The 21,502-nt window shown below is 46.5% G+C and carries 19 protein-coding genes; 5 read left to right on the top strand and 14 right to left on the bottom strand.

Annotated features, from left to right (window positions below; translation table 11 throughout):
- Positions 1 to 58 precede the first annotated feature (58 nt).
- From B5F78_RS02455 to mutY, 9 genes are all read right to left on the bottom strand, one after another.
- Positions 59 to 1,327, bottom strand: a complete 1,269-nt coding sequence (locus B5F78_RS02455; RefSeq protein WP_022038763.1) for an adenylosuccinate synthase — start codon at positions 1,325 to 1,327, stop codon at positions 59 to 61.
- Positions 1,328 to 1,339: 12 nt separating this feature from the next.
- Positions 1,340 to 1,807 carry a Fur family transcriptional regulator gene (locus tag B5F78_RS02450; protein WP_087208271.1) on the bottom strand — a complete coding sequence of 156 codons (468 nt, stop codon included), beginning with the start codon at positions 1,805 to 1,807 and terminating at the stop codon, positions 1,340 to 1,342.
- 184 nt (positions 1,808 to 1,991) lie between these two features.
- Positions 1,992 to 3,773, bottom strand: coding sequence for a sensor histidine kinase (locus B5F78_RS02445; protein WP_087398259.1), 1,782 nt, complete (start codon positions 3,771 to 3,773; stop codon positions 1,992 to 1,994).
- Between the two features lie 107 nt (positions 3,774 to 3,880).
- Complete coding sequence (locus B5F78_RS02440) at positions 3,881 to 4,567, bottom strand: response regulator transcription factor (protein WP_022038766.1); 687 nt, start codon at positions 4,565 to 4,567, stop codon at positions 3,881 to 3,883.
- 188 nt (positions 4,568 to 4,755) lie between these two features.
- On the bottom strand, positions 4,756 to 5,805 hold the full coding sequence (locus B5F78_RS02435) for an asparaginase (protein ID WP_087208267.1): 1,050 nt from the start codon (positions 5,803 to 5,805) through the stop codon (positions 4,756 to 4,758).
- A 392-nt stretch (positions 5,806 to 6,197) separates the two neighbouring features.
- A complete protein-coding gene (locus B5F78_RS02430; protein ID WP_022038768.1) occupies positions 6,198 to 6,872 on the bottom strand; it encodes a 4'-phosphopantetheinyl transferase family protein in 675 nt (224 codons plus the stop codon).
- On the bottom strand, positions 6,859 to 8,196 hold the full coding sequence (gldE, locus tag B5F78_RS02425) for a gliding motility-associated protein GldE (RefSeq protein ID WP_087405873.1): 1,338 nt from the start codon (positions 8,194 to 8,196) through the stop codon (positions 6,859 to 6,861). The genes B5F78_RS02430 and gldE overlap by 14 nt, the downstream gene beginning before the upstream one ends.
- 42 nt (positions 8,197 to 8,238) lie before the next feature.
- A complete protein-coding gene (locus tag B5F78_RS02420; protein ID WP_022038770.1) occupies positions 8,239 to 8,670 on the bottom strand; it encodes a single-stranded DNA-binding protein in 432 nt (143 codons plus the stop codon).
- Positions 8,671 to 8,681: 11 nt separating this feature from the next.
- Positions 8,682 to 9,743, bottom strand: coding sequence for an A/G-specific adenine glycosylase (gene mutY, locus B5F78_RS02415; RefSeq protein ID WP_087405885.1), 1,062 nt, complete (start codon positions 9,741 to 9,743; stop codon positions 8,682 to 8,684).
- Between the two features lie 178 nt (positions 9,744 to 9,921).
- On the opposite strand from mutY, the gene B5F78_RS02410 reads away from it, so the two are divergent.
- Together B5F78_RS02410 and B5F78_RS02405 are read left to right on the top strand one after the other, a co-directional pair.
- On the top strand, positions 9,922 to 10,197 hold the full coding sequence (locus B5F78_RS02410; protein ID WP_022038772.1) for an HU family DNA-binding protein: 276 nt from the start codon (positions 9,922 to 9,924) through the stop codon (positions 10,195 to 10,197).
- A gap of 259 nt (positions 10,198 to 10,456) precedes the next feature.
- Entirely contained in the window at positions 10,457 to 12,031 is a 1,575-nt protein-coding gene (locus tag B5F78_RS02405; protein WP_022038773.1) for an Rne/Rng family ribonuclease, read from the top strand.
- Between the two features lie 98 nt (positions 12,032 to 12,129).
- On the opposite strand, the gene ffh is transcribed toward B5F78_RS02405, so the two are convergent.
- The 3 genes from ffh to B5F78_RS02390 form a co-directional block, all read right to left on the bottom strand.
- Positions 12,130 to 13,455 (bottom strand): signal recognition particle protein, encoded by a 1,326-nt coding sequence (gene ffh / locus B5F78_RS02400; protein ID WP_087208262.1) that lies wholly within the window; start codon positions 13,453 to 13,455, stop codon positions 12,130 to 12,132.
- A 144-nt stretch (positions 13,456 to 13,599) separates the two neighbouring features.
- Positions 13,600 to 14,922 (bottom strand): MATE family efflux transporter, encoded by a 1,323-nt coding sequence (locus tag B5F78_RS02395; RefSeq protein WP_022038776.1) that lies wholly within the window; start codon positions 14,920 to 14,922, stop codon positions 13,600 to 13,602.
- Between the two features lie 238 nt (positions 14,923 to 15,160).
- The gene (locus B5F78_RS02390; RefSeq protein WP_087208261.1) at positions 15,161 to 15,541 is read right to left on the bottom strand and encodes a 2-amino-4-hydroxy-6-hydroxymethyldihydropteridine diphosphokinase; all 381 of its coding nucleotides are present in this window, start codon (positions 15,539 to 15,541) and stop codon (positions 15,161 to 15,163) included.
- A gap of 388 nt (positions 15,542 to 15,929) precedes the next feature.
- Here B5F78_RS02390 and B5F78_RS02385 point away from each other — a divergent pair, with 388 nt between their 5' ends.
- The 3 genes from B5F78_RS02385 to B5F78_RS02375 all read left to right on the top strand — a co-directional run bounded on the left by B5F78_RS02385 (position 15,930) and on the right by B5F78_RS02375 (position 19,927).
- On the top strand, positions 15,930 to 17,183 hold the full coding sequence (locus B5F78_RS02385) for a phosphoglycerate kinase (protein WP_087208259.1): 1,254 nt from the start codon (positions 15,930 to 15,932) through the stop codon (positions 17,181 to 17,183).
- Positions 17,184 to 17,311: 128 nt separating this feature from the next.
- Positions 17,312 to 18,445 (top strand): radical SAM family heme chaperone HemW, encoded by a 1,134-nt coding sequence (hemW, locus tag B5F78_RS02380; RefSeq protein WP_087405872.1) that lies wholly within the window; start codon positions 17,312 to 17,314, stop codon positions 18,443 to 18,445.
- Between the two features lie 111 nt (positions 18,446 to 18,556).
- Complete coding sequence (locus B5F78_RS02375; protein ID WP_022038780.1) at positions 18,557 to 19,927, top strand: TrpB-like pyridoxal phosphate-dependent enzyme; 1,371 nt, start codon at positions 18,557 to 18,559, stop codon at positions 19,925 to 19,927.
- 120 nt (positions 19,928 to 20,047) lie between these two features.
- Here the strand turns inward: B5F78_RS02375 and B5F78_RS02370 are convergent, their stop codons facing one another.
- Positions 20,048 to 20,290: a TPR end-of-group domain-containing protein gene (locus tag B5F78_RS02370; RefSeq protein ID WP_087405871.1), complete on the bottom strand. Its 243-nt coding sequence runs from the start codon at positions 20,288 to 20,290 to the stop codon at positions 20,048 to 20,050.
- Positions 20,291 to 20,716: 426 nt separating this feature from the next.
- Positions 20,717 to 21,454 carry a hypothetical protein gene (locus tag B5F78_RS02360; protein WP_087405869.1) on the bottom strand — a complete coding sequence of 246 codons (738 nt, stop codon included), beginning with the start codon at positions 21,452 to 21,454 and terminating at the stop codon, positions 20,717 to 20,719.
- Positions 21,455 to 21,502: the final 48 nt, after the last annotated feature.

Here is a 21,502-nt window from a genome sequence, read left to right as displayed (position 1 = left end):
TTTTGCAAGCTAAACTTAAAACTTCAAAAACTTAAGAACTTACAAATTCATCTACTCATTATTCAGTATAGCGTTCGATGGTCTGTTCGCGGTCGGGACCTACTGATACGATTTTGATGGGAGTACCCAACTGGTCTTCAAGGAAGGAGATGTAGGCGTTGAATTCTTCGGGGAATTCGTCTTCACTAGTCATCTTGGTCATATCGGTCTGCCAGCCGGGCATTTCTACATATACCGGCTCTACACCTTCGGTGATATCGTAGGGGAAATAGTCGATTTCTTCTCCGTTCACTTTGTATGCTACACAAGCTTTCACGATGGGGAAGGCATCGAGTACATCACTCTTCATCAGGATAAGCTGGGTGACTCCGTTGACCATAATGGCATAACGCAATGCTACGAGGTCGACCCATCCACAACGGCGTTCGCGTCCGGTCACTGCCCCATATTCATGTCCAAGGTCGCGGATAGTTTTTCCGGTTTCATCGAACAGTTCGGTAGGGAATGGTCCGGCTCCTACGCGGGTACAATAAGCTTTCATGATGCCATATACTTCGCCAATCCGGTTGGGTGCCAGTCCCAGTCCCGTGCAGGCTCCGGCGCAAATCGTATTGGAAGAAGTAACAAACGGATACGAACCGAAATCAACATCAAGCATCGTACCTTGCGCACCTTCGCACAACACACTCTTGCCTTCATTCAGGAGGCGGTTTATTTCATGTTCGCTATCCACCAAGTGGAACTGGCGCAGGTATTCGATACCTTCCATCCATTGTTTTTCGGCTTCGGTTATATCATACGAATAGTTCAGGCTTTGGAGAATTTTTTCGTGACGTGCTTTGGCAGCTGCGTATTTCTCGTCAAATCCATGCAGGATGTCGCCTACACGCAGACCGTTGCGGCTCACCTTGTCGGTATATGTCGGTCCGATACCTTTTCCGGTGGTGCCTACTTTCGATGCTCCCTTGGCAGCTTCATAAGCTGCATCCAGCACCCGGTGGGTAGGTAAGATGAGGTGTGCTTTTTTCGAAATGTGCAGGCGTTCTTTCAGCGGATGTCCGCTTGCTTCAAGTGCTTCTGCCTCGCTCTTGAATAAAGCTGGGTCCAGCACCACGCCATTACCGATGATATTGACTTTATCGCCTTGGAATATCCCTGACGGAATAGAACGGAGTACATATTTTTGACCTTCAAATTCCAGTGTATGACCGGCATTAGGTCCTCCTTGGAAACGAGCAACAACATCATAACGCGGGGTCAGTACATCTACGACCTTCCCTTTACCTTCATCGCCCCATTGCAAACCTAACAATACATCTACTTTCATATAATCTAATTTTTAAGTTTTTGAAATTTTTCTTCTTTTCGCTACCATACACTTGTTGCATAGCCCGTATATATATAAGGAGTAGTGAGAGGCATGAAAACCTTTCAGTTTGGTATCTACGATGGCTTGTTTCAAGGTTTCATCTTCGAACTCGGAAACCTTGCCGCACGAAGTGCAGATCATGTGATGGTGAGTCTCGTTGTTGTACGAACGTTCATACTGCGATGTATTGCCGAACTGGTGCTTGATGACCAGTCCTGCATCAATCAGTAAGATAATCGTATTGTATAGCGTGGCACGGCTGACACGGAAACGTTCTTTTTCTGCCATATATGAATATAGCATCTCGATGTCGAAATGTCCTTTGATGGTATAAATCGTGTCGAGAATGGCATATCGTTCGGGTGTCTTGCGATGCCCGTTCTTCTGCAAATAATCAGTCAGAATCTGTTTTACCTTTTCTTTTATATTTTCTTCCATCCGCTCAGTCTCTTTCTGGGTCAAAGGTAATCTTTTTTACGTAATTTAGAAAGGCTACAAAGAAAAATTTCTATAAGAAACTGTCTTGAATTTATCATGTGCTGATTTGGGATGAGTTTTTAAGGCATTTCCGCTTCTGTAACTGGCGTTTTCTTTACCGGCTTTAACTTCTGCAAGTCCCGTATCATTCTTCTTTGTTTTTCTGTAGAGTGAACACGAATTCCAGTCCTCCACTCGGATTGTTCTTGGCGAAAATGGTTCCTCCGTGGAAGAGTACAGCATTTTTTACGATGGCAAGTCCCAGTCCAGTGCCTCCAAGCTTGCGCGAGCGTCCCTTGTCTATCCGGTAGAAACGTTCGAAGATGCGGTTCAGGTGTTCTTCGGGTACGCCTACTCCTGTATCGGAAAAGCTGAAATAGTAGTATTTTTCGTCTTCGCGGAAACAGTTGATGCGGATGGTCACACCGGTTCCTGCGTATGCAATGGCGTTGTCCATCAGGTTACGGAAGATGGAATAGAGTAGCGAACTGTTTCCGTTGATGATAAGTCCGTAGGGCACTTTGTTGATGACCGTGATGTGTTTTTCTTCCAATGCCAGTGCCAGCTCGTTCAGCATATTCTTCAGCATCAGGCTCAGGTTTACCTGTTCGCGTTCTACCAGATTCGGGGCTTCATCCATGCGTGTCAGCACCGAGATGTCACGCAGCAGGACGGTGAGTCGGTTGCTTTGCGCATAGCTTCGTTCGAGGAATGCCTGCATTGTTGCCGGAGGCAGGTTGGGGGTGTTTAGTATTGTTTCCAGGTATCCCTGTATGCTGCTGACTGGTGTCTTCAGTTCATGGGCGATGTTTTGGGTGAGTTGCCGCTTCAGGCGTGCCTGTTGTTCTTCCTGTGAGATGTCGTTGATGGATATTTCGAATGAGTGATCTTGGAAAATGATGCATTCTACCGAAAAAGAACGTCCGTTCTTGTCCACATGAAGCGATAGTTTTTTCTCTTCTTTGCTGAAGTTTCCGTCGTTGCGGTTCAAAAAGTCGGTAATGGGATGCAGTTCGGCAATGTTGAACACTTCTTCGGTCGAGGTCAGGTTGTGGTCGGAGATCGTGTTGGCATATTGGGTAAAAAGGTTGTTTACCAGTATTTCTTTTCGCTCGCGGGTGAAGACCCCCAATCCTTCATGTGAGGTTTGCAGGTGCGATATCAGTTTCTCGCGTTCGATATACAGAGCTTCTTTGGCACGGTGCAGGCGCTGGTATATCTTGATGATGTGTTGGGAGATTTCGCCCAGTTCGTTTTTGGGGAACGATTCAGAAATGTCGATCGGTTCGTTGCGGTCGGCACGTAGGGCGAATTGTTGCAGTCGGGTGATGGACATCCCCAACTTTCGGGTGTAGCGGTAGAACAGGATGACCAGCATCAGGCTGATGGTCAGTGTAAACCATACGAATTCCGAGTCGGCTTTGAGGTGCTTGCTTAGGCTTACGTTGTAGGGCAGTGCTGAGCGGATGATGAGTTGTTGTGAAGGATAATAGTGTGCCGAATAGAAATATTCTTGCCCTTCGATGCTGGCAGAGATGCGGTTGATGTCATAGCCGCTTCCATACATCAGTGCGTCTTGCACCTCTTTACGGGTACGGTGGTTCTCAAACTTGCTTACATCGGGTTGGATGTTGTCGTATATCACTTTACCTTGGGTGGTAATGATGGTTACACGGATATCGGGAATGATATGGGTAACAACGTATTGTTGCAATGAATCGGTATCGAGGGACTTGCACGAGGTGATGAAGTCATACATCCGGTTATTGTAATTCTGTAATTGCATGTTCAGCAAATCGCTCTTGTATGCTTTTTCACGCTGGTATTGAAAAACGAGGAAGCACGTCGCGAAGATGACGAACAGCAGGATGACCGACAGGAAAAGCCGTTTACTGAACGGTAACAGACGGTATATCAGTTTAGTCATAAGCTTTTTTTTAGGTACTAGTTGACTAGGTACTAGGTAGCTAGGCTCTAGATACATCGGCAGAATTGTTTAAACCTAGTACCTGATTCCTAGTGTCTGAAAATAATTTATTCGCATTCGAAGCAATAGCCGTATCCCAGACGGGTAACGATATGTTTGCCGTATTCGCCGATTTTCTTGCGCAGGCGGGTGATGTTAACGTCTATCGTGCGGTCGAGCACGTACACCTCATCGTTCCACACCTTCGAGAGGATGTCCTCGCGAGAGAACACACGTCCTGAGTTTTGGAGCAGCAGCAGTAGGATTTCGAACTCTTTCTTGGTGAGTGAAACTTCTTCGCCGTTGATTGTCACCTTTTTCTGTGGCACATTGATGACCAGTCCCTTGTATTGCAGTTCTTCACTGTCTTTCAGCTGGAGGTTGGCGGTGCGGCGCAATACGGCTTTCACGCGCATGATGACTTCGCGTAGCGAGAATGGCTTCGAGATATAGTCGTCAGCACCTAGGTTGAAGCCCGTGATGGTATCGTTTTCCGTGTCTTTGGCGGTAATGAAAATGATGGGGATGTTGGCGGTGTCTTTGTCTGCCTTCAGCATGCGCGCCATCTTGAATCCGGAAATTTCGCCCATCATCACGTCCAGCAGCAACAGGTTGTATTGCGTAAGGTCCAGTTTCAGGGCCTCTTCTGCCGAGTTGGCAGTATCGACTTTGTAACCCTCCATTTCGAGGTTGAACTTCAGGATTTCGCACAAATCGTCTTCATCGTCTACTACAAGGATTCGGTATTCGTTCATGGTTCTGTTTTTTTAGTTAATAATTAATAGTTAATAATTAATAGGGTATAATGGCGATATTTGCCTTTATTAACTATTAATTGTTAATTATTAATTAATAGAAAATCTGTGTAATCTGTGGTGAAAAATTCACTTGCAAAGATGAGGCTTTCTTGTTTCGGTATTGTGAAATAGGTATTACAATCCGGTTACAAAGTAGGGCGGGTAAACTCTCCGGCAATGGGACGGCTCAGCTCGTTGCGCACCTGTTGCGGGGTAAGCCCGTGCCCTAACAGGAACATCAGTTTGGTGAGCACACTTTCTACAGTCGAGTCGTATCCGCTGATGACGCCCGCGTCCAGCAGGTGCAGGCCGGTTTCGTAGCGTGCCATTTCCACCATGCCTGTAGGGCATTGCGAGATGTTGACGATAATGATGCCGCGCTCCGTAGCTTCTTTCAGCAGGCGGATGAACCAGGGCTTTTGCGGGGCATTGCCCGAGCCGTAGGTCTTCAGCACCACAGCCTTCAGTCCCGGGGTGCGTAAGACGCCCTGTACGATGTTTTCCTGTATGCCGGGGAAGATGGTGAGGATGATGACATTGGTGTCGAACACGAAGTGGGGGTGCATCGGCACATCGGGATGCGCTTTGCGGATGCGGTCGTATTCATACTTGATGTGGATGCCTGCCGTAGCGAGCGGGGGATAGTTGTACGAGCGGAAAGCGTTGAAGTTCTCGGCGTTGATTTTCGTCGTGCGGTTTCCGCGCAGCAGCAGGTTTTCGAAGAAGATGCACACTTCGGGCACCACTGCCGTACCGTCGGGATGCTTTGCTGCGGCAATCTCGATAGAGGTTATCAGGTTTTCTTTTCCGTCGGTGCGCAGCACGCCGATGGGCAGCTGGCTTCCTGTCAGGATGACCGGTTTGCTCAGGTTTTCCAGCATGAAGCTTAGTGCAGATGCCGTATATGCCATGGTGTCCGTTCCGTGCAGGATGACGAATCCGTCGAAGTTATCGTAATTGTATTGGATAATCTTGACCAGTTTTGCCCACAGTGCCGGTTCCATGTCCGATGAGTCGATGGGTGGGGTGAACTGGTACGAAGATATCCGGTAGTTGAACCGCCGCAGTTCGGGCACGTTTTCCTGAAGCTGGTCGAAGTTAAAGGCTTCCAAAGCCCCTGTTTCGGGGTTTTCTATCATACCGATGGTTCCGCCGGTATATATAAGGAGTACGGATGGATAGTCGGACTTAATCATAATTCGTGTCTGTTTTGTGCATGCAAAGGTACGAAATAGCGTGCGAAATCCGAAATGTTTTCTATGGTAAATAACAAAATGTTTGCCTTTGAGTGAGGAATTGAAAGCCCAGATGGGTATTATTGTGGCTAATTGATAGCTTATATCTCAGTCAGCTAAATTTGTAAATCAGTGTAGACAAGAAATGAATTTGTAATTCCGGATAGAATCATAGCAAGGCGCATCCGGTTGCGGAAGCCTGCGGATAGAGGTGCGTCGGCAACGCATATAGGTCCATCCGCTGTAAGATTATTAATCTTCAGGCTGCAAGATTATTAATCTTACAAGCGGAAGATTATTAATCTTACACCAGACGAGGTTGTCCCGTGTCTTGGGCAAAATGCGGATATTCATTAAAAATATTTCTTTGCCTGCACACTCCACGTGCAGACAAAATCAGGATGAACCATATAACAGACCTGATAACTTGCCGGCGGAAAAGATTTGTATGCACCAGCAACAAAATCCCCTTGCTGCTGAAGATGAAAAGGCATGACACGCAAGTGTTCCCTGAAATCGACTTCTTCTTCTCCCATCAGCTTGTAGAGCGTTTCCTTTGCCGACCAGTGCAAGAGCATATAATATAAGGTGGAGGTACGTGAATCTCCGGCAAACCCTTTTACCGCTTCCGTCTCTCCGTCCAGCTCTTCGGCACACATGAAACGGCCGGCAATCCTCAATACCCGGTCTGCCACCTGCTCGATATCCACTCCTACTTCGGCAGACGGATGCAGTGCTACAGCCACATACCCCCTGGTGTGAGAAATCGAAAGCCGATAGCTCTGGTCTGTAAGGAAAGGTTTGCCCGAAGGAAAATGCCCGACCTGTTTCTCTTCACCGCACAATGCCTTAAGCAATACACGCACCGCAAGATACTCGGTACGGCGTGACTCTGCACGCAGTGCGGACAGTTCAGCATCGTAAGGCAATGAGTCCCCCAACATCGCACGCAACTCTCCGCCGGTTTCTTCCACCTTCCAGATGGCAAACACAGCGCCATCGCTTTTCCAACTCTTAAACAGCGACATTCTTCCGGGTTACTTTTACTTTCACAATACGATGGGCATCCATCTGAAGCACTTCGAACACAAAATCCTTGCAACGGATAATCTCATGCAGTGCCGGGAACTCTCCTTTCAGTTCGAGCACCAGTCCTGCCAAAGTATCGGCATCGCCAGCCAGCTCTTCGAAATCATCCGGGTCGACATCCAATATCTTATAGAAATCGGACAGCAACGTTTTCCCCTCAAAAACATACACGTTATCCGAAACCTTTACATAGCTGCGTTCTTCTTCGTCATATTCATCATTGATTTCCCCAACGATTTCCTCGATAATGTCTTCCATCGTGACCAGCCCCGATGTACCTCCAAATTCGTCCACCACAATCGCTATATGGATCTTGTTTGCCTGAAAATCACGCAACAGGTCATCAATCATCTTGGTCTCGGGCACGAAATAGGCAGGCCGTATCAAGTTCTGCCACTTGAAAGTGTCGTCTTTTTCCAAGTAGGGCAACAAATCCTTAATATACAGAATGCCCTTTATATTATCGCGCGATTCTTCATAAACAGGGATACGGGAGTATGCATTGTCCACCACACACTTGATGACTTCTGAAAACGGGGTGCCGATTTCCAAATCTACCATATCCAGCCGCGAAGTCATTACCTCTTTTGCCGTTTCCTCTCCGAAACGGATGATGCCTTCCAGCATATTGCTTTCTTCCGAAATCTCACGTTTGTCGGTCAGCTCCAAGGCTTGCGAAAGTTCGTCCACAGAAAGGCCGGTCTTTTTATGCTTCTGCGCCATCCTGTTCACAAAAAAGGCAGAACGTACCAGAATGTCTGAAAAGGGACGGAAAACCCTACGCAGGAAGACAATGAGAGGCGCTACTTTCCGGCAGAACCCCAACGAATCTTGTGCCGAATAGATGCGAGGCATAATCTCGCCGAACAATAACAGCAGGAATGTCAAGACGATGACACAAAAGACCAGCCGCAGCCCCTCTGCCTCTTCCCCACGCATCACATCGGAAAAGAAGAAAGCCCCCAGCACGACAATCGTCACATTGACGAAATGATTGGATATCAGAATCGTTGCAAGCAGACGTTCCGAGTCGTCCAGCAACTTACGGATACGCTTGTCGGCCGCCGATTTTTCTTCATCCACTTCTTCCCTGTCGTTTTCAGACAAGGAGAAGAAAGCTATCTCCGAAGCCGAGACAAGACCGGACACACACAATAACAACACAGCCAGCACAGCAGCTGCCAACGCTCCTACGGAAGGAGATGCAAACGTGAAGCCGCTACACCACTCTTCAATGATAGATAAACACGAGTCAGGATCCAAAACAAAAAATTTTAGTTAAACATCAGGTTTATATGCCATCGGTCAGAAAGGCAAATCATCAGAAGTGCCAGCCTGCTGCGCCGAAACATTCGCCTGCTGTGCCGCAGCAGGCTGGGAAGGAGCGGTTGCCGGCTGGGGAGAACGCGGAGTCAGCATCTCCATATTATCGGCAAAGATTTCCACCACATAACGCTTGATGCCGTTCTGGTCGTCATACGAGCGCGAGCGTATCTTTCCTTCAATATAAAGTTTGTCCCCCTTGTGTACATATTTCTCGGCAGTCTCCGCCAGTCCGCGCCACAACACGATGTTATGCCACTCCGTACGTTCGGGCACCTGCGTGCCGTTTGCCAATGTATAGGCTCTGTCTGTAGTGGCCAAAGGGAAAGCGGCTACCGCCACCCCATTATCCAAATAGCGTACATCCGGGTCTTTCCCGACATTTCCAATCAATTGCACTTTATTCAATGACATATCTAAATCGTTTACTGATTATTTGGTTTCAAAATTACAGAAAAAAAACGAGATATCAAACGCGGAACCGCAAATTTGTGCAAATCGCCGACCGGGACGCATTGGAACGCCCCCTGCGGCATCCCCCCCGGGGCGATGCGCACGACATAACAGTCGGCATAAATCACCCGATGTGACAAGACATGCTTCACCTGCTTTGCCACCAACCGCACAGACAAGATTTCGCATTCCGCAAAAAGCTGCCTGTATGCCGGCAGCATGCATACCTCTTCTTCTTCCATCGCCCGTCCGGTTTCTATCAACGGGAACTCATACAGGTTGTGCCAGATATCCCCCGCCTCCCGCTTGTGCAAGAAGGTATCCCCGCCGGCATCTATATAAAAATAAAGGAAATACCGGTTGCTCACTTTGGTTTTGTGCTGCTTGCGCGGAAGCACATCCACCAATCCTTTCTGCAATGCCACACAGCTGTCTGCCAACGGACAGAACATGCACGAAGGGGATGAGGGCACGCACTGCAAGGCTCCAAAGTCCATTATTGCCTGGTTGTACAGGGCAGGAACCGACTTTTCGAGCAACTCTCCAGCCAATGCCGCATAAAGTTTCTTGCCTTGCGTGGTGTCAATCGGTTCTTCTACCCCCATCCAGCGTGAAAGCACCCTGTACACATTGCCGTCGACCACGGCACAAGGCATACCGTAGGCAAACGAGCAAATGGCGGCGGCGGTATAATCGCCCACTCCTTTCAATTTACGTACCTCTTCGTAAGTATCCGGGAAAGTCCCGCGCGCAGCTATCGAACGTGCCGCCTCGTGCAGGTTCCTTGCCCGTGAATAATAGCCCAACCCCTGCCAATATTTCATCACTTCGTCTTCACCGGCCGCAGCCAAAGCAAACACGTCTGGGAACCGCCGGATAAAACGGCAGTAATAACCGTATCCCTGTACCACACGTGTCTGCTGGAGTATGATTTCAGATATCCATATTTTATAAGGGTCTTTCGTGTCCCTCCACGGCAAATCCCGCTTGTTCTCCTCATACCAATGTATCAAGGTTTCACCGAACCGATTCATAACTTTTCCATTGCTTTTGATTAAAAACACTAAAAACATCTGCAAAATTACAGGTTTTAAGGATGCTTGAAACAGTTTTTTAAAATTTTGTTCGAAAGAAATTTTTCCATAAGCGAGAAAAGCTATATATTTGCAATCCAAAAAATTAAGATAACGTATAACAATAATTATTAGCGAAATGACTAAAGCAGAGATTGTAAACGAAATTGCCAAAAGCACCGGCATTGACAAGCAAACGGTACTCACTACGCTGGAAGCATTTATGGATTCAGTAAAGACGTCATTATCAAATGATGAAAACGTATACCTCCGTGGATTCGGCAGTTTCATCGTGAAGAAAAGAGCGCAGAAGACTGCCCGGAACATTTCAAAAAATACGACCATCATCATTCCGGAACACAACATTCCGGCATTTAAGCCAGCAAAGACGTTTACTCTTTCAGTAAAGAAATAATTAACATTAGTATTAACCCTATAAAATTTTGAAGCTATGCCAAGCGGAAAGAAAAGAAAAAGACATAAAATGTCAACTCACAAACGTAAAAAAAGACTGAGAAAGAACAGACACAAAAGCAAAAAATAATTGTTAGTCTGTCCGACTTCAATAAAGAACAAACTTGCAAAGCTCCTTCATAGTCTTTCAGGTTTGTTCTTTGTGTATTGAGAATCTTTTGTTTCAAAAAAAGTATTAACCCGTAAACTAAGTATAACAAGTGACAAGCGAATTAGTAGTAGATGTACAGCCGAAGGAAATCTCCATAGCTCTGCTGGAAGACAAGAACCTGGTAGAGTTCCAGAAAGAAGAAAGAAACCTTTCCTTTTCCGTCGGCAATATGTACGTGGGCAAAGTCAGAAAGCTGATGCCCGGACTGAACGCCTGCTTCATAGATGTCGGTTTCGAAAAAGACGCTTTCCTTCATTACTTAGACCTCGGACCTCAATTTCTTTCTTACCAGAAGTATCTGAAACAAGTTATCAGCGACCGAAAGAAGCTTTATCCCATATCGAAGGCATCCATGCTGCCCGATATTGAAAAGGACGGAAGCATCTCGAACGTCCTGCAACAAGGACAAGAGGTTATCGTACAAATTGTCAAAGAACCCATTTCCACCAAAGGACCGAGACTGACCTGCGAATTGTCGTTCGCCGGCAGATACCTGGTACTGATCCCGTTCAATGATAAAGTGTCGGTATCGCAAAAAATCAAGTCGAGCGAAGAACGCGCACGCCTGAAACAATTGCTGCAAAGCATCAAGCCGAAAAACTTCGGCGTCATCGTACGCACGGTGGCAGAAGGAAAACGCGTGGCTGAACTGGACGCCGAACTGAAAGTATTGCTGAAACACTGGGAAGAGACCATCACAAAAGTACAAAAGGCAACCAAAATGCCTACACTGGTCTACGAAGAGACAAGCCGCACGGTAGCCATGCTGCGCGACCTGTTCAACCCTTCGTACGAAAACATCTACGTGAACGACGAGACCGTTTACAATGAAGTAAAGAATTATGTAGCCCTGATAGCCCCCGAACGTGTGGGTATTGTCAAGCTATACAAAGGCCAGCTTCCCATTTTTGATAACTTTGCCATCACCAAACAAATCAAGTCATCGTTTGGGAAAACCGTTTCTTATAAAAGCGGGGCTTATCTGATTATCGAACATACCGAAGCGCTGCACGTAGTGGACGTGAACAGCGGTAACCGTTCGAAATCTGCCAACGGACAAGAAGCCAATGCCCTCGATGTGAACTTGGGCGCAGCCGATGAGTTGGCGCGCCAACTCCGATTAAGAGATATGGGAGGAATCATCGTTGTCGACTTTATCGACATGAATCTTGCCGAGAACCGTCAGAAACTGTACGAGCGTATGTGCCAGAACATGCAAAAAGACCGTGCCAAGCATAATATTCTGCCCCTCAGCAAATTCGGTCTGATGCAGATAACGCGCCAGCGCGTGCGTCCGGCAATGGATGTGGCTACTGATGAAGACTGCCCCACCTGCTTCGGCAAAGGAAAGATAAAGCCTTCCATCCTGTTTACAGATACACTGGAAAGCAAAATTGACTACTTGGTCAATAAGTTGAAGGTCAAGAAATTTACATTGCACATCCACCCCTACGTGGCTGCTTACATCAACCAAGGCATCATGTCGCTCAAGCGGAAGTGGCAGATGAAATACGGCTTCGGAATCAAGATTGTCCCGAACCAAAGCCTTGCCTTCCTGCAATATAAATTTTATGACGCGCACAACGAAGAAATAGACATGAAAGAGGAGTTCGAAATCAAATAGACAAGCAAACAAAGAACCTCCAAAAAACAATTATCCCCTTGCCTGCTCCTTAACAACATAAGGAAGACAAGGGGATAATCCGTAAGATACACTTCCCGTTATTTCCGTTTCATTTTCTGCATCATGCCTGCCATCTTGCTGCCCGTTACCATCTTCATCATCTTGCGGGTCTGGTCGAACTGCTTCAAGAGGCGGTTCACTTCCTGAATGCTTGTTCCACTACCCTTGGCAATACGGTTCCGGCGGCTTCCGTTCAGGATTTCAGGATGTGTGCGCTCTTGGGGAGTCATCGAATAAATAATTGCCTCAATGCTCTTAAAGGCATTGTCATCAATATCGATATCCTTAATCGCCTTTCCTACGCCCGGAATCATCGAAGCCAGTTCTTTCAGGTTACCCATCTTCTTGATTTGCTGGATCTGTCCCAAAAAGTCGTTAAAGTCGAACTGGTTCTTCTGGATTTTCTTCTGCAAACGCTTGGCTTCTTCCTCATCGTATTGCTCTTGTGCACGCTCTACCAACGAAACGATGTCGCCCATACCCAGAATACGGTCTGCCATACGTGCCGGATGGAAAAGGTCGACGGCATCCAGTTTCTCGCCCGTACCAACAAACAGGATAGGCTTGTTTACCACCGTACGGATGGAAAGGGCGGCACCGCCACGCGTATCACCATCCAATTTGGTAAGTACCACACCGGTGAAGTCGAGACGTTCGTTAAATTCACGGGCTGTGTTCACCGCATCTTGTCCGGTCATCGCATCCACCACAAAAAGGGTAGCATCCGGAGTGATGGCATTTTTGATAGCGGCAATCTCGTTCATCATCTGTTCGTCTATCGCCAACCGGCCGGCTGTATCGACAATAACCAGGTCATACCCTTTCGCCTTGGCTTCCTGAATGGCATTCAAGGCTATCTGTACCGGATCTTTGCTGTCCGGTTCGCTATAAACCGGTACTTCCACTTGTCCGCCCAGCACTTTCAACTGGTCGATGGCAGCCGGACGGTAAACATCACATGCTACCAGCAAGGGCTTACGGTTCTTCTTCGACTTGAACATCCGTGCCAGCTTGCCCGAAAAGGTTGTCTTACCCGAACCTTGCAGACCCGACATCAGGATAACAGCAGGACGACCTTTCAACTCCAGTTCCACCGTATCGCCTCCCATCAGCTTCGCCAGCTCGTCGTGAACAATCTTCACCATCAACTGGCTGGGCTTCACGGCCGTCAGGACGTTCTGCCCCAGTGCTTTCTCTTTCACCGTATCGGTAAAGTTCTTTGCCACCTTATAGTTTACATCGGCATCCAGCAACGCACGACGTACATCTTTCAGGGTCTCCGCCACATTGATTTCGGTGATTTTGCCTTCACCTTTCAATATCTTGAACGACCGCTCCAGTCTTTCACTTAAATTATCGAACATAATTCTATTTACTATTTAGCGATTTACTATTTACTATTTAGCGATTTATTATTTAATTTTTATGCCACAGAGGCACAGAGATGTACGCCGTCTCTGCACCCAATAAAAAAGCGGCGTGCAAAAATAGTAAAAAACTTGCAGGCTTCAAATCTTTTTGTTCTGCCATTTCGCTTTTTTCAGATAAATCACACTGAAAACCAACATCAGGGTATAGTAAATCACTTCGGTAGTGAAACAAATCTCCACCGGAGCCTGCACCACCATGCCGATGATGATGATATAGAGGGCATAAAACACCTGTATGCCGATTTCGAGCACCAATGCCGCCTGTGTATTACCTGTTCCCGAAATACCGTTGAAATACACATTGGAAAGTGCCGCAATCAGCATCGCCACGCACACTACATAAAGTGCCAGTTCCGATTCATGAAGCAATGCCTCCTCGCCTGTATATACCGAAAGGATGGCATGAGGAAATGCCACGCACAACACTACACAAACCACCATGATGAGGAACGACATCCGGGCGATGCGGTTCAGCAGATGCATCACCTTCGACACACCTCCCGAACCGATAAGGTTGCTCACCAACGAGTTCGCCGTAGTAGAAAGTGCCTGCACCGGAATAAGCAAAACGACGTAGACACTACGCACAATATTGGCTATCGCCAGCTGGCGCTCGCCCAACCGCTCCAGTGCCATAAAAAATACGAACCAGATAGCCATCGAGAGGAAATACTGCACCATCGTGAAACAGGAAATATGCAAGATACGCACCACCATGTTCCAGTCGAACTGCCCGAAGCGGTGCAGCCCGTACTTATGAAGGTCTATCTTCGCATAGGTATATACAAGGTAAAACACCAGCGAAGACGCCTCGGCTATCACCGAAGCCAGTGCCGCCCCGCGCACACCCATCTCGGGGAAACCCCACTCACCGAACACCAACACATAGTCGAGTATTACATTGACCGCAGCCATGACCACAGCACTCATCGTAAGCACTTTCGTCTTAGTAATGCCTATATAAAGGGCACGGAACATCACGTTGACAAATGCAAACAGGAACCCCCAGATGCGCCACGTAAAAAACTCGTAAGTAGCATGGTAGATATTGTCTGATGTAATGAGCAGGCGTATCAGAGGCTCGGCAAACAGATACATTGCCGCCAGCAGCACTACCGCCATCCCGAAACTAAAGGCAGAGCCCTGCCACATAATCGGCCCCACGGCATGGTAGTTCCCCTCACCATTACGCCGCGCTATAAGAATCTGCGAACCCACACTGAAACCGAAAGCCACCGTATAAATGCAGATATACAGCAGTCCACCCATAGCCGAAGCTCCCAGTGCCACTTCGCTCACATGTCCCAAAAAGGCAGTATCGGTCACGTTGATGACATTCTGTGCCAGCAATCCCAAGAAAATGGGATAAGTTACATTCCATATTTCTTTGTTCGTGTACATAACAGATTGTTTGATGATATAATTCTTGAAACAAGCGCACAAAGATACGGATTTTATACATACAAACCTAATCCTACTCTTTTCCCCAGGCCTGGAAACTGTCTCTGCTATACTATAGGTATAGATATATTTACTATTTTTCGATTTACGAAGTACGATTTTAATATCAAAATAGTAAATAGTAAATTGTCAAATCGTAAATTAATAAATCTGTGGTGATAAATCGCACAAGCCGTTTTTATATCTCCAGCCCATGTAGTGCCAGGTGCACATATTTTTTTTGCATGTCGGCGGGTTTGCACACGACACCATCTATCATCAGCAGGTCAATGTCGAGTGGAATAATCCCTGTCTGCTTACTGGCAGGAGTGCGCCCGCAAGCTTTTTCTATGTCCTTGAAAAAGCTCCTCAAAGTATCTGGATCCCAAGTGGTTTCAAACAGTGCCGCCCGGTTGAGATAAGGAGCATGATGTATGCTCCCTTCGGGTGCGGTCTGTATGGTTTTCCCCCATCGGATACAAGGAAAATAATGTCTTAATACTTTCTCGGCTATATTCATATGCATTTCCGCATGGTAATTCGACCCGATACACAAGACACATTGATGCATTTTTTCCATAAATAGTTCTTTTAATCTTTCCAACCTGCCAGAAACTGCCCGGAATCCGTCCAAGAATAACGGTATAGCATCCATAAATACATGAAACCGGCATTGCCTGAAAAACAGTGCAAGTTATAAAAAAGATCATAAACCCGCAAAAAGGGAGCCGAAAACATTCACTTCAGAACGGAACAGGATGATACAGGATGATAAATACCATTCTGCAACCAGCCTGAATAACGCGCCAAACACAGACAACTTACTTTACCATACGAACCCGCCGTTTTTAAAACAAAATAACAAAGAGGCAGAAAATAATCGGGTGAAATACATGTCGGATAGTTTTTTTTCTTAACTTTGCGGTGCAACTGAGATGCAAACACTTTAAACAAAAAATATTGAGACTATGATGACTATTGACAAATTCAACTTTGCCGGAAAGAAGGCAATCGTCCGCGTGGACTTCAATGTACCTTTGGACGAAAATGGTAAGATTACCGATGACACTCGTATCCGTGGCGCTCTGCCTACCTTGAAGAAAATCTTGGCTGACGGCGGCGCTTTGATTATCATGTCGCACATGGGCAAGCCCAAAGGCAAAGTAAACGCCAAATATTCGTTGAGCCAGATTGTTGATGCTGTATCAGCAGCTCTGGGCACTCCGGTACAATTCGCTCCCGATTGCGCTAAGGCACAAGACGCTGCCGCTGCCTTGAAACCGGGCGAAGTACTGTTGCTGGAAAACCTCCGTTTCTATCCGGAAGAAGAAGGCAAACCCGTAGGCATCGAAAAAGAAGACCCCGCTTACGAAGCTGCCAAGAAAGAAATGAAGGCTCGCCAGAAAGATTTCGCCAAAACATTGGCTTCATACGCTGACTGCTACGTAATGGACGCATTCGGTACGGCTCACCGCAAACACGCTTCTACAGCCGTTATCGCCGACTATTTCGATGCAGACCACAAGATGCTGGGCTACCTGATGGAAAAAGAAGTGAAAGCCGTTGATAACGTATTGAAAGACATCAAACGCCCGTTCACCGCCATCATGGGTGGTTCGAAAGTATCTACCAAAATCGGTATCATCGAAAACCTGATGGATAAGGTAGACAACCTGATTCTGTGCGGCGGTATGACATTTACTTTCGCTAAGGCTCAAGGCGGTAAAATCGGCAAGTCTATCTGCGAAGATGACAAGCTCGACCTGGCTCTCGACATCATCAAGAAAGCAAAAGAAAAAGGTGTAAACCTGGTATTGGGTACCGACTGTATCGCAGCTGATGACTTCAAGAACGATGCCAACACACAAGTATGCCCGGCTAACAACATTCCTGACGGATGGGAAGGATTGGATGCAGGTCCTGCAAGCCGCGAAGCATTCAAGGCTGCTATCGTAAATGCCAAGACTATCCTGTGGAACGGTCCTGCCGGCGTATTCGAATTCGATAACTTCACTGGTGGTTCGAAAGCTATTGCTGAAGCCATTGCAGAAGCTACCAAGAACGGCGCGTTCTCATTGATTGGCGGTGGCGACTCTGTAGCCTGCATCAACAAGTTCGGCATGGCAGACCAGGTATCTTACATCTCTACCGGTGGCGGTGCATTGCTGGAAGCCATCGAAGGCAAAGTATTGCCGGGTGTAGCTGCTATCTGTGGCGAATAATGGTAAGAATATAAAAATAACACTTATATTATAGAATTGTCATCCTGAGCAAAGCGAAGGATCTCACATCCACAGATGTACACGAGATTCTTCACTTCGTTCAGAATGACATTTTTTTTACTTTTTTCATGGCAGGCATCTATCTACACATCCCCTTCTGCAAACGGCGGTGCATCTATTGCGATTTCTTTTCGACGACCCAAAGCGGACAGACAGACCGATACATCGAAGCATTATGCGCTGAACTGGAACAACGGAAAGATTATCTTGAAGATGAAGAAATCGAGACCGTCTACATGGGCGGAGGAACACCTTCACAATTGCAGGAGAAACATTTCGAAGCACTGTTCGACACCCTATATCATCATTACAGCATCCGCCCCGATGCCGAAATCACTATCGAAGCCAATCCGGACGATTTACACCCCACCTATATCCGGATGCTCCGGCACTTCCCCTTCAACCGCCTGAGCATGGGGATACAGACATTCAACGATGCCACCCTGTCTGTCCTGCAACGCCGGCACAATGCCCGACAAGCCTTGGAGGCATTCTGGAACTGCCGGGAAGCCGGTTTCGGAAATATCAGCATCGACCTGATGTACGGATTGCCGGGAGAAACACTCGCCGCATGGCAAGCCGACCTGAAGCAAGCCGTCACCCTGCATCCCGAACACATCTCTGCCTACCACCTGATTTACGAAGAAGGAACACCCCTCTGGAAACTCCGCGAACAGCATCGGGTAAACGAAATAGACGAAGACTTGAGCGTAAACCTATTCACCGAACTGATTCATACACTGAAAAACGCCGGATACGAACATTATGAGATATCCAACTTCTGCCTGCCCGACAAATATTCACGCCATAACTCCAGCTATTGGACAGGCAAAACATACCTAGGATGCGGAGCTTCTGCCCATTCATATAACGGCACGTCACGCCAATGGAACATCGCATCGCTTGAAAAATACATAACAGGCATCGAAAACCATAAGCCTGATTTTGAAAAAGAAGAGCTCGACCTCTATACCCGCTACAATGATTTTATCATTACCAGCCTGCGCACCATGTGGGGCATGTCCCTGACCAGGCTCAAGACCGGTTTCGGAGAAAAACTATACGATTATTGTATCCACCTTGCCACACCCCATTTACAACAACATACTTTACAACAGACCGGCGATTTCCTGAAGCTTACCGAACAAGGTATTTTCATATCCGACAGCATCATGAGCGACCTGCTTTGGGTGGACGATTGAAACAAGATTGAAACAAGATTAGTCCCCTCTGGAAGAAATTTTCGTAAAAGAGGTTGCATAGTTTCATTTTTTTACCTATTTTTGGCAAAACGTTTAAAAATGTAAGTCATTATGAGCAATAAACAGAAAAGATTCATCTTACCCGAAGACGAAATACCACGCTTCTGGTACAACATTCAGGCAGATATGATAAACAAACCGCTGCCTCCCTTAAACCCTGCTACCAAAGAACCGCTCAAACCCGAAGACCTTTACCCTATCTTCGCCAAAGAACTTTGCCAGCAGGAATTGAACCAAACAGATACATGGATCGAGATACCCGAGGAAGTGCGCGACATGTACAAATACTACCGGAGCACCCCGCTGGTACGTGCATACGGACTGGAAAAAGCATTAGACACCCCTGCCCACATCTATTTCAAAAATGAAAGTGTCAGCCCTATCGGCTCGCACAAGCTGAATTCGGCACTGGCACAAGCCTATTATTGCAAAAAAGAAGGCGTAAGCAACATCACAACCGAAACAGGAGCCGGACAATGGGGAGCAGCCCTGTCGTATGCAGCCAACGTATTCGGACTGGAAGCTGCCGTATATCAAGTAAAAATCAGCTACGAGCAGAAACCATACCGGCGCAGCATCATGCAGACCTTCGGCGCACAGGTCACTCCTTCACCTTCCATGTCAACCCGCGCAGGAAAAGACATCCTGACCAAATACCCTAACCACCAAGGTTCACTGGGTACAGCTATTTCTGAAGCAGTAGAACTGGCACGCACGACACCTAACTGCAAATACACTTTAGGCTCTGTATTAAGCCATGTCACTCTCCATCAGACCATCATCGGACTGGAAGCCGAAAAGCAGATGGAAATGGCGGGCGAATATCCCGATGCCATCATCGCCTGCTTCGGTGGAGGCTCGAACTTCGGCGGCATCGCTTTCCCGTTCATGCGCCACACCATCCTGGAAGGAAAGAAAACCCGATACATTGCAGCCGAACCGGCATCATGCCCCAAACTGACACGAGGCAAATTCGAATACGACTATGGAGACGAAGCCGGATATACCCCGCTGCTTCCGATGTACACATTGGGACACAATTTTACCCCTGCCAACATCCATGCCGGAGGCTTGCGTTATCACGGAGCTGGTGTCATCGTATCGCAGCTGATAAAAGACAACCTCATGGAAGCCGTCGACATCCAACAATTGGATTCGTTCAAAGCCGGCTGCCTTTTCGCCAAAGTAGAAGGCATCATCCCGGCACCGGAATCATGCCACGCCATCGCTGCCACCATTAATGAAGCATTGAAATGCAAAGAAAGCGGCGAAGAGAAAGTGCTTCTTTTCAACCTCTCCGGACACGGCTTGATCGACATGAGCGCTTACGACCAATACCTGGCAGGCAATCTCACCAATTATAGCCTGAGCGATGAGGAAATAAACAAGAGCCTGGCAGAAGTGAATGAACTGAATAAATAATGCCTTTAAATGAAGAACCTTCTTGAATGAAGAATGAGGAATGAAGAATGAAGAAACAACGTTCGGCGTTAGCCAATTCCATGCGGGCGGAGCAATTCTTCGTTCTTCATTCTTAATTCTTCATTTCCAAAGGTTCTTCATTTTTCTGATGCTTTTCAGCAGTTCCTGAAACTCTTTCATATCTCGGATATTATCCATGTCGTCGTCTTTTTCCATGTGTCTGATGTTTCTGTATCCGTTGTCGATAGCCTGACGAAGATAGGCTATCGCTTTATCTGTTTCTCCAAGAGCCAAATAAGCGTATTGCTTGCAAGTATTGTCGTTTATGCCTTCATCTGTCTCTATGCATTTCAGGAATGCCAAAGTTAGTCAATTTTTGCTTTCGTCTTTCATGCTTTCATTTTTTCGAAATGTTTTTTATCATAATTGGTTGTATCGTACTTATAAATATAACATAGGAAACGTACATAAAGACGATTCCTATCAAAGGCAATCCTCCAACCATCTTTATTATTGTGTTTTCATCTGTATAATCTACATTCAATAGTATCATCCCATAAAATCCTACGAACAGTATTACAGTAAAAACTCCGACACATACTCTTTCAAATACCTGCCAAGATTTGTTGCATATTTGTAGAGACGCAAGGTCTTGCGTCTCCCCATCCGTATGGCTAACCATACACACATAAAACTATCCGTGAATGCATTCGGGGACGCAAGACTACAAGAATATGACAAGTGATTTTTCGCAATTCATTTCTGATTAACTATAACTCACATACTTGTTCATTCCCATTTGTAGCTAAAATAAACGCCCTTTTCACCTTTATCTTCACCATCAACTATTTCTATTGTAACTGATAATACATAACCATCCGAATCAAGTTCGTATGTATAATTGCAAGTAGCATAAGGGTTTACTTCACTTTTAACGAGATTCTTACACGGTACGCCAAAAAGTTGTGGATGAGCTGTCAATAACATGATATATTCGTCCACCTCTTCTGTTACGGGATCCGGATATACTGGAAATTTATTTTCCAAGTCTGTGTAATAGGTATATGTGGTAGTCCCATCATGGGCATGAACTTTTGATATGTTTCCATTTTCCCATTCAAATGTAACGTCACCATATCTTACCAAATGCCCTTCTTCATCGTAGGAACAAGTCGCATCACCTGCTATCCGCATTAAATTGTCAAACATACATTCCGCTTTGTCCCCATCATTCCATGTCGTAGTCGCATAAGTATATCCGTCTCTCTTTTCGTACGTAATGGACTGGCTAGAATTATCTGATGGATCATTATGTGAAATTGCTCTAATCAGCCAGCCATCGGTACCATAATAGTAAGTGAACGAATTATCCGGATCTCCATTCTCCAATTCTTGAACCAGCCTTTTACCAGTCGTACCTAACACGGGATTTTCATTCGAAGGTTCATCATCATCACTACAAGCCGTAAAACTTGTTGCCAATGTTGCAGCCATGAAAGTCATAGCCAACCATTTCCATGTTTTCATTGTATTTCAATTTATGCTTGCTGTTCCCCCCACAAGCGTTTATACAAA

This window comes from Bacteroides sp. An279, assembly GCF_002159615.1.
Lineage (GTDB): Bacteria > Bacteroidota > Bacteroidia > Bacteroidales > Bacteroidaceae > Phocaeicola > Phocaeicola intestinalis.
This window is presented reverse-complemented; position numbering and strand designations above follow the sequence as displayed.

Excerpts from the sequence above, each read along its gene's own strand:
- B5F78_RS02440 (WP_022038766.1), bottom strand. The coding sequence starts at position 4,567 with ATGAACGAATACCGAATCCTTGTAGTAGACGATGAAGACGATTTGTGC.
- B5F78_RS02390 (WP_087208261.1), bottom strand. The coding sequence starts at position 15,541 with ATGGAAAAAATGCATCAATGTGTCTTGTGTATCGGGTCGAATTACCAT.
- B5F78_RS02385 (WP_087208259.1), top strand. The coding sequence starts at position 15,930 with ATGATGACTATTGACAAATTCAACTTTGCCGGAAAGAAGGCAATCGTC.
- hemW (WP_087405872.1), top strand. The coding sequence starts at position 17,312 with ATGGCAGGCATCTATCTACACATCCCCTTCTGCAAACGGCGGTGCATC.
- mutY (WP_087405885.1), bottom strand. The coding sequence starts at position 9,743 with ATGAATCGGTTCGGTGAAACCTTGATACATTGGTATGAGGAGAACAAG.
- B5F78_RS02395 (WP_022038776.1), bottom strand. The coding sequence starts at position 14,922 with ATGTACACGAACAAAGAAATATGGAATGTAACTTATCCCATTTTCTTG.
- B5F78_RS02435 (WP_087208267.1), bottom strand. The coding sequence starts at position 5,805 with ATGATTAAGTCCGACTATCCATCCGTACTCCTTATATATACCGGCGGA.
- B5F78_RS02445 (WP_087398259.1), bottom strand. The coding sequence starts at position 3,773 with ATGACTAAACTGATATACCGTCTGTTACCGTTCAGTAAACGGCTTTTC.
- B5F78_RS02420 (WP_022038770.1), bottom strand. The coding sequence starts at position 8,670 with ATGTCATTGAATAAAGTGCAATTGATTGGAAATGTCGGGAAAGACCCG.
- B5F78_RS02375 (WP_022038780.1), top strand. The coding sequence starts at position 18,557 with ATGAGCAATAAACAGAAAAGATTCATCTTACCCGAAGACGAAATACCA.
- B5F78_RS02450 (WP_087208271.1), bottom strand. The coding sequence starts at position 1,807 with ATGGAAGAAAATATAAAAGAAAAGGTAAAACAGATTCTGACTGATTAT.
- ffh (WP_087208262.1), bottom strand. The coding sequence starts at position 13,455 with ATGTTCGATAATTTAAGTGAAAGACTGGAGCGGTCGTTCAAGATATTG.
- B5F78_RS02360 (WP_087405869.1), bottom strand. The coding sequence starts at position 21,454 with ATGAAAACATGGAAATGGTTGGCTATGACTTTCATGGCTGCAACATTG.
- B5F78_RS02410 (WP_022038772.1), top strand. The coding sequence starts at position 9,922 with ATGACTAAAGCAGAGATTGTAAACGAAATTGCCAAAAGCACCGGCATT.
- B5F78_RS02455 (WP_022038763.1), bottom strand. The coding sequence starts at position 1,327 with ATGAAAGTAGATGTATTGTTAGGTTTGCAATGGGGCGATGAAGGTAAA.
- B5F78_RS02430 (WP_022038768.1), bottom strand. The coding sequence starts at position 6,872 with ATGTCGCTGTTTAAGAGTTGGAAAAGCGATGGCGCTGTGTTTGCCATC.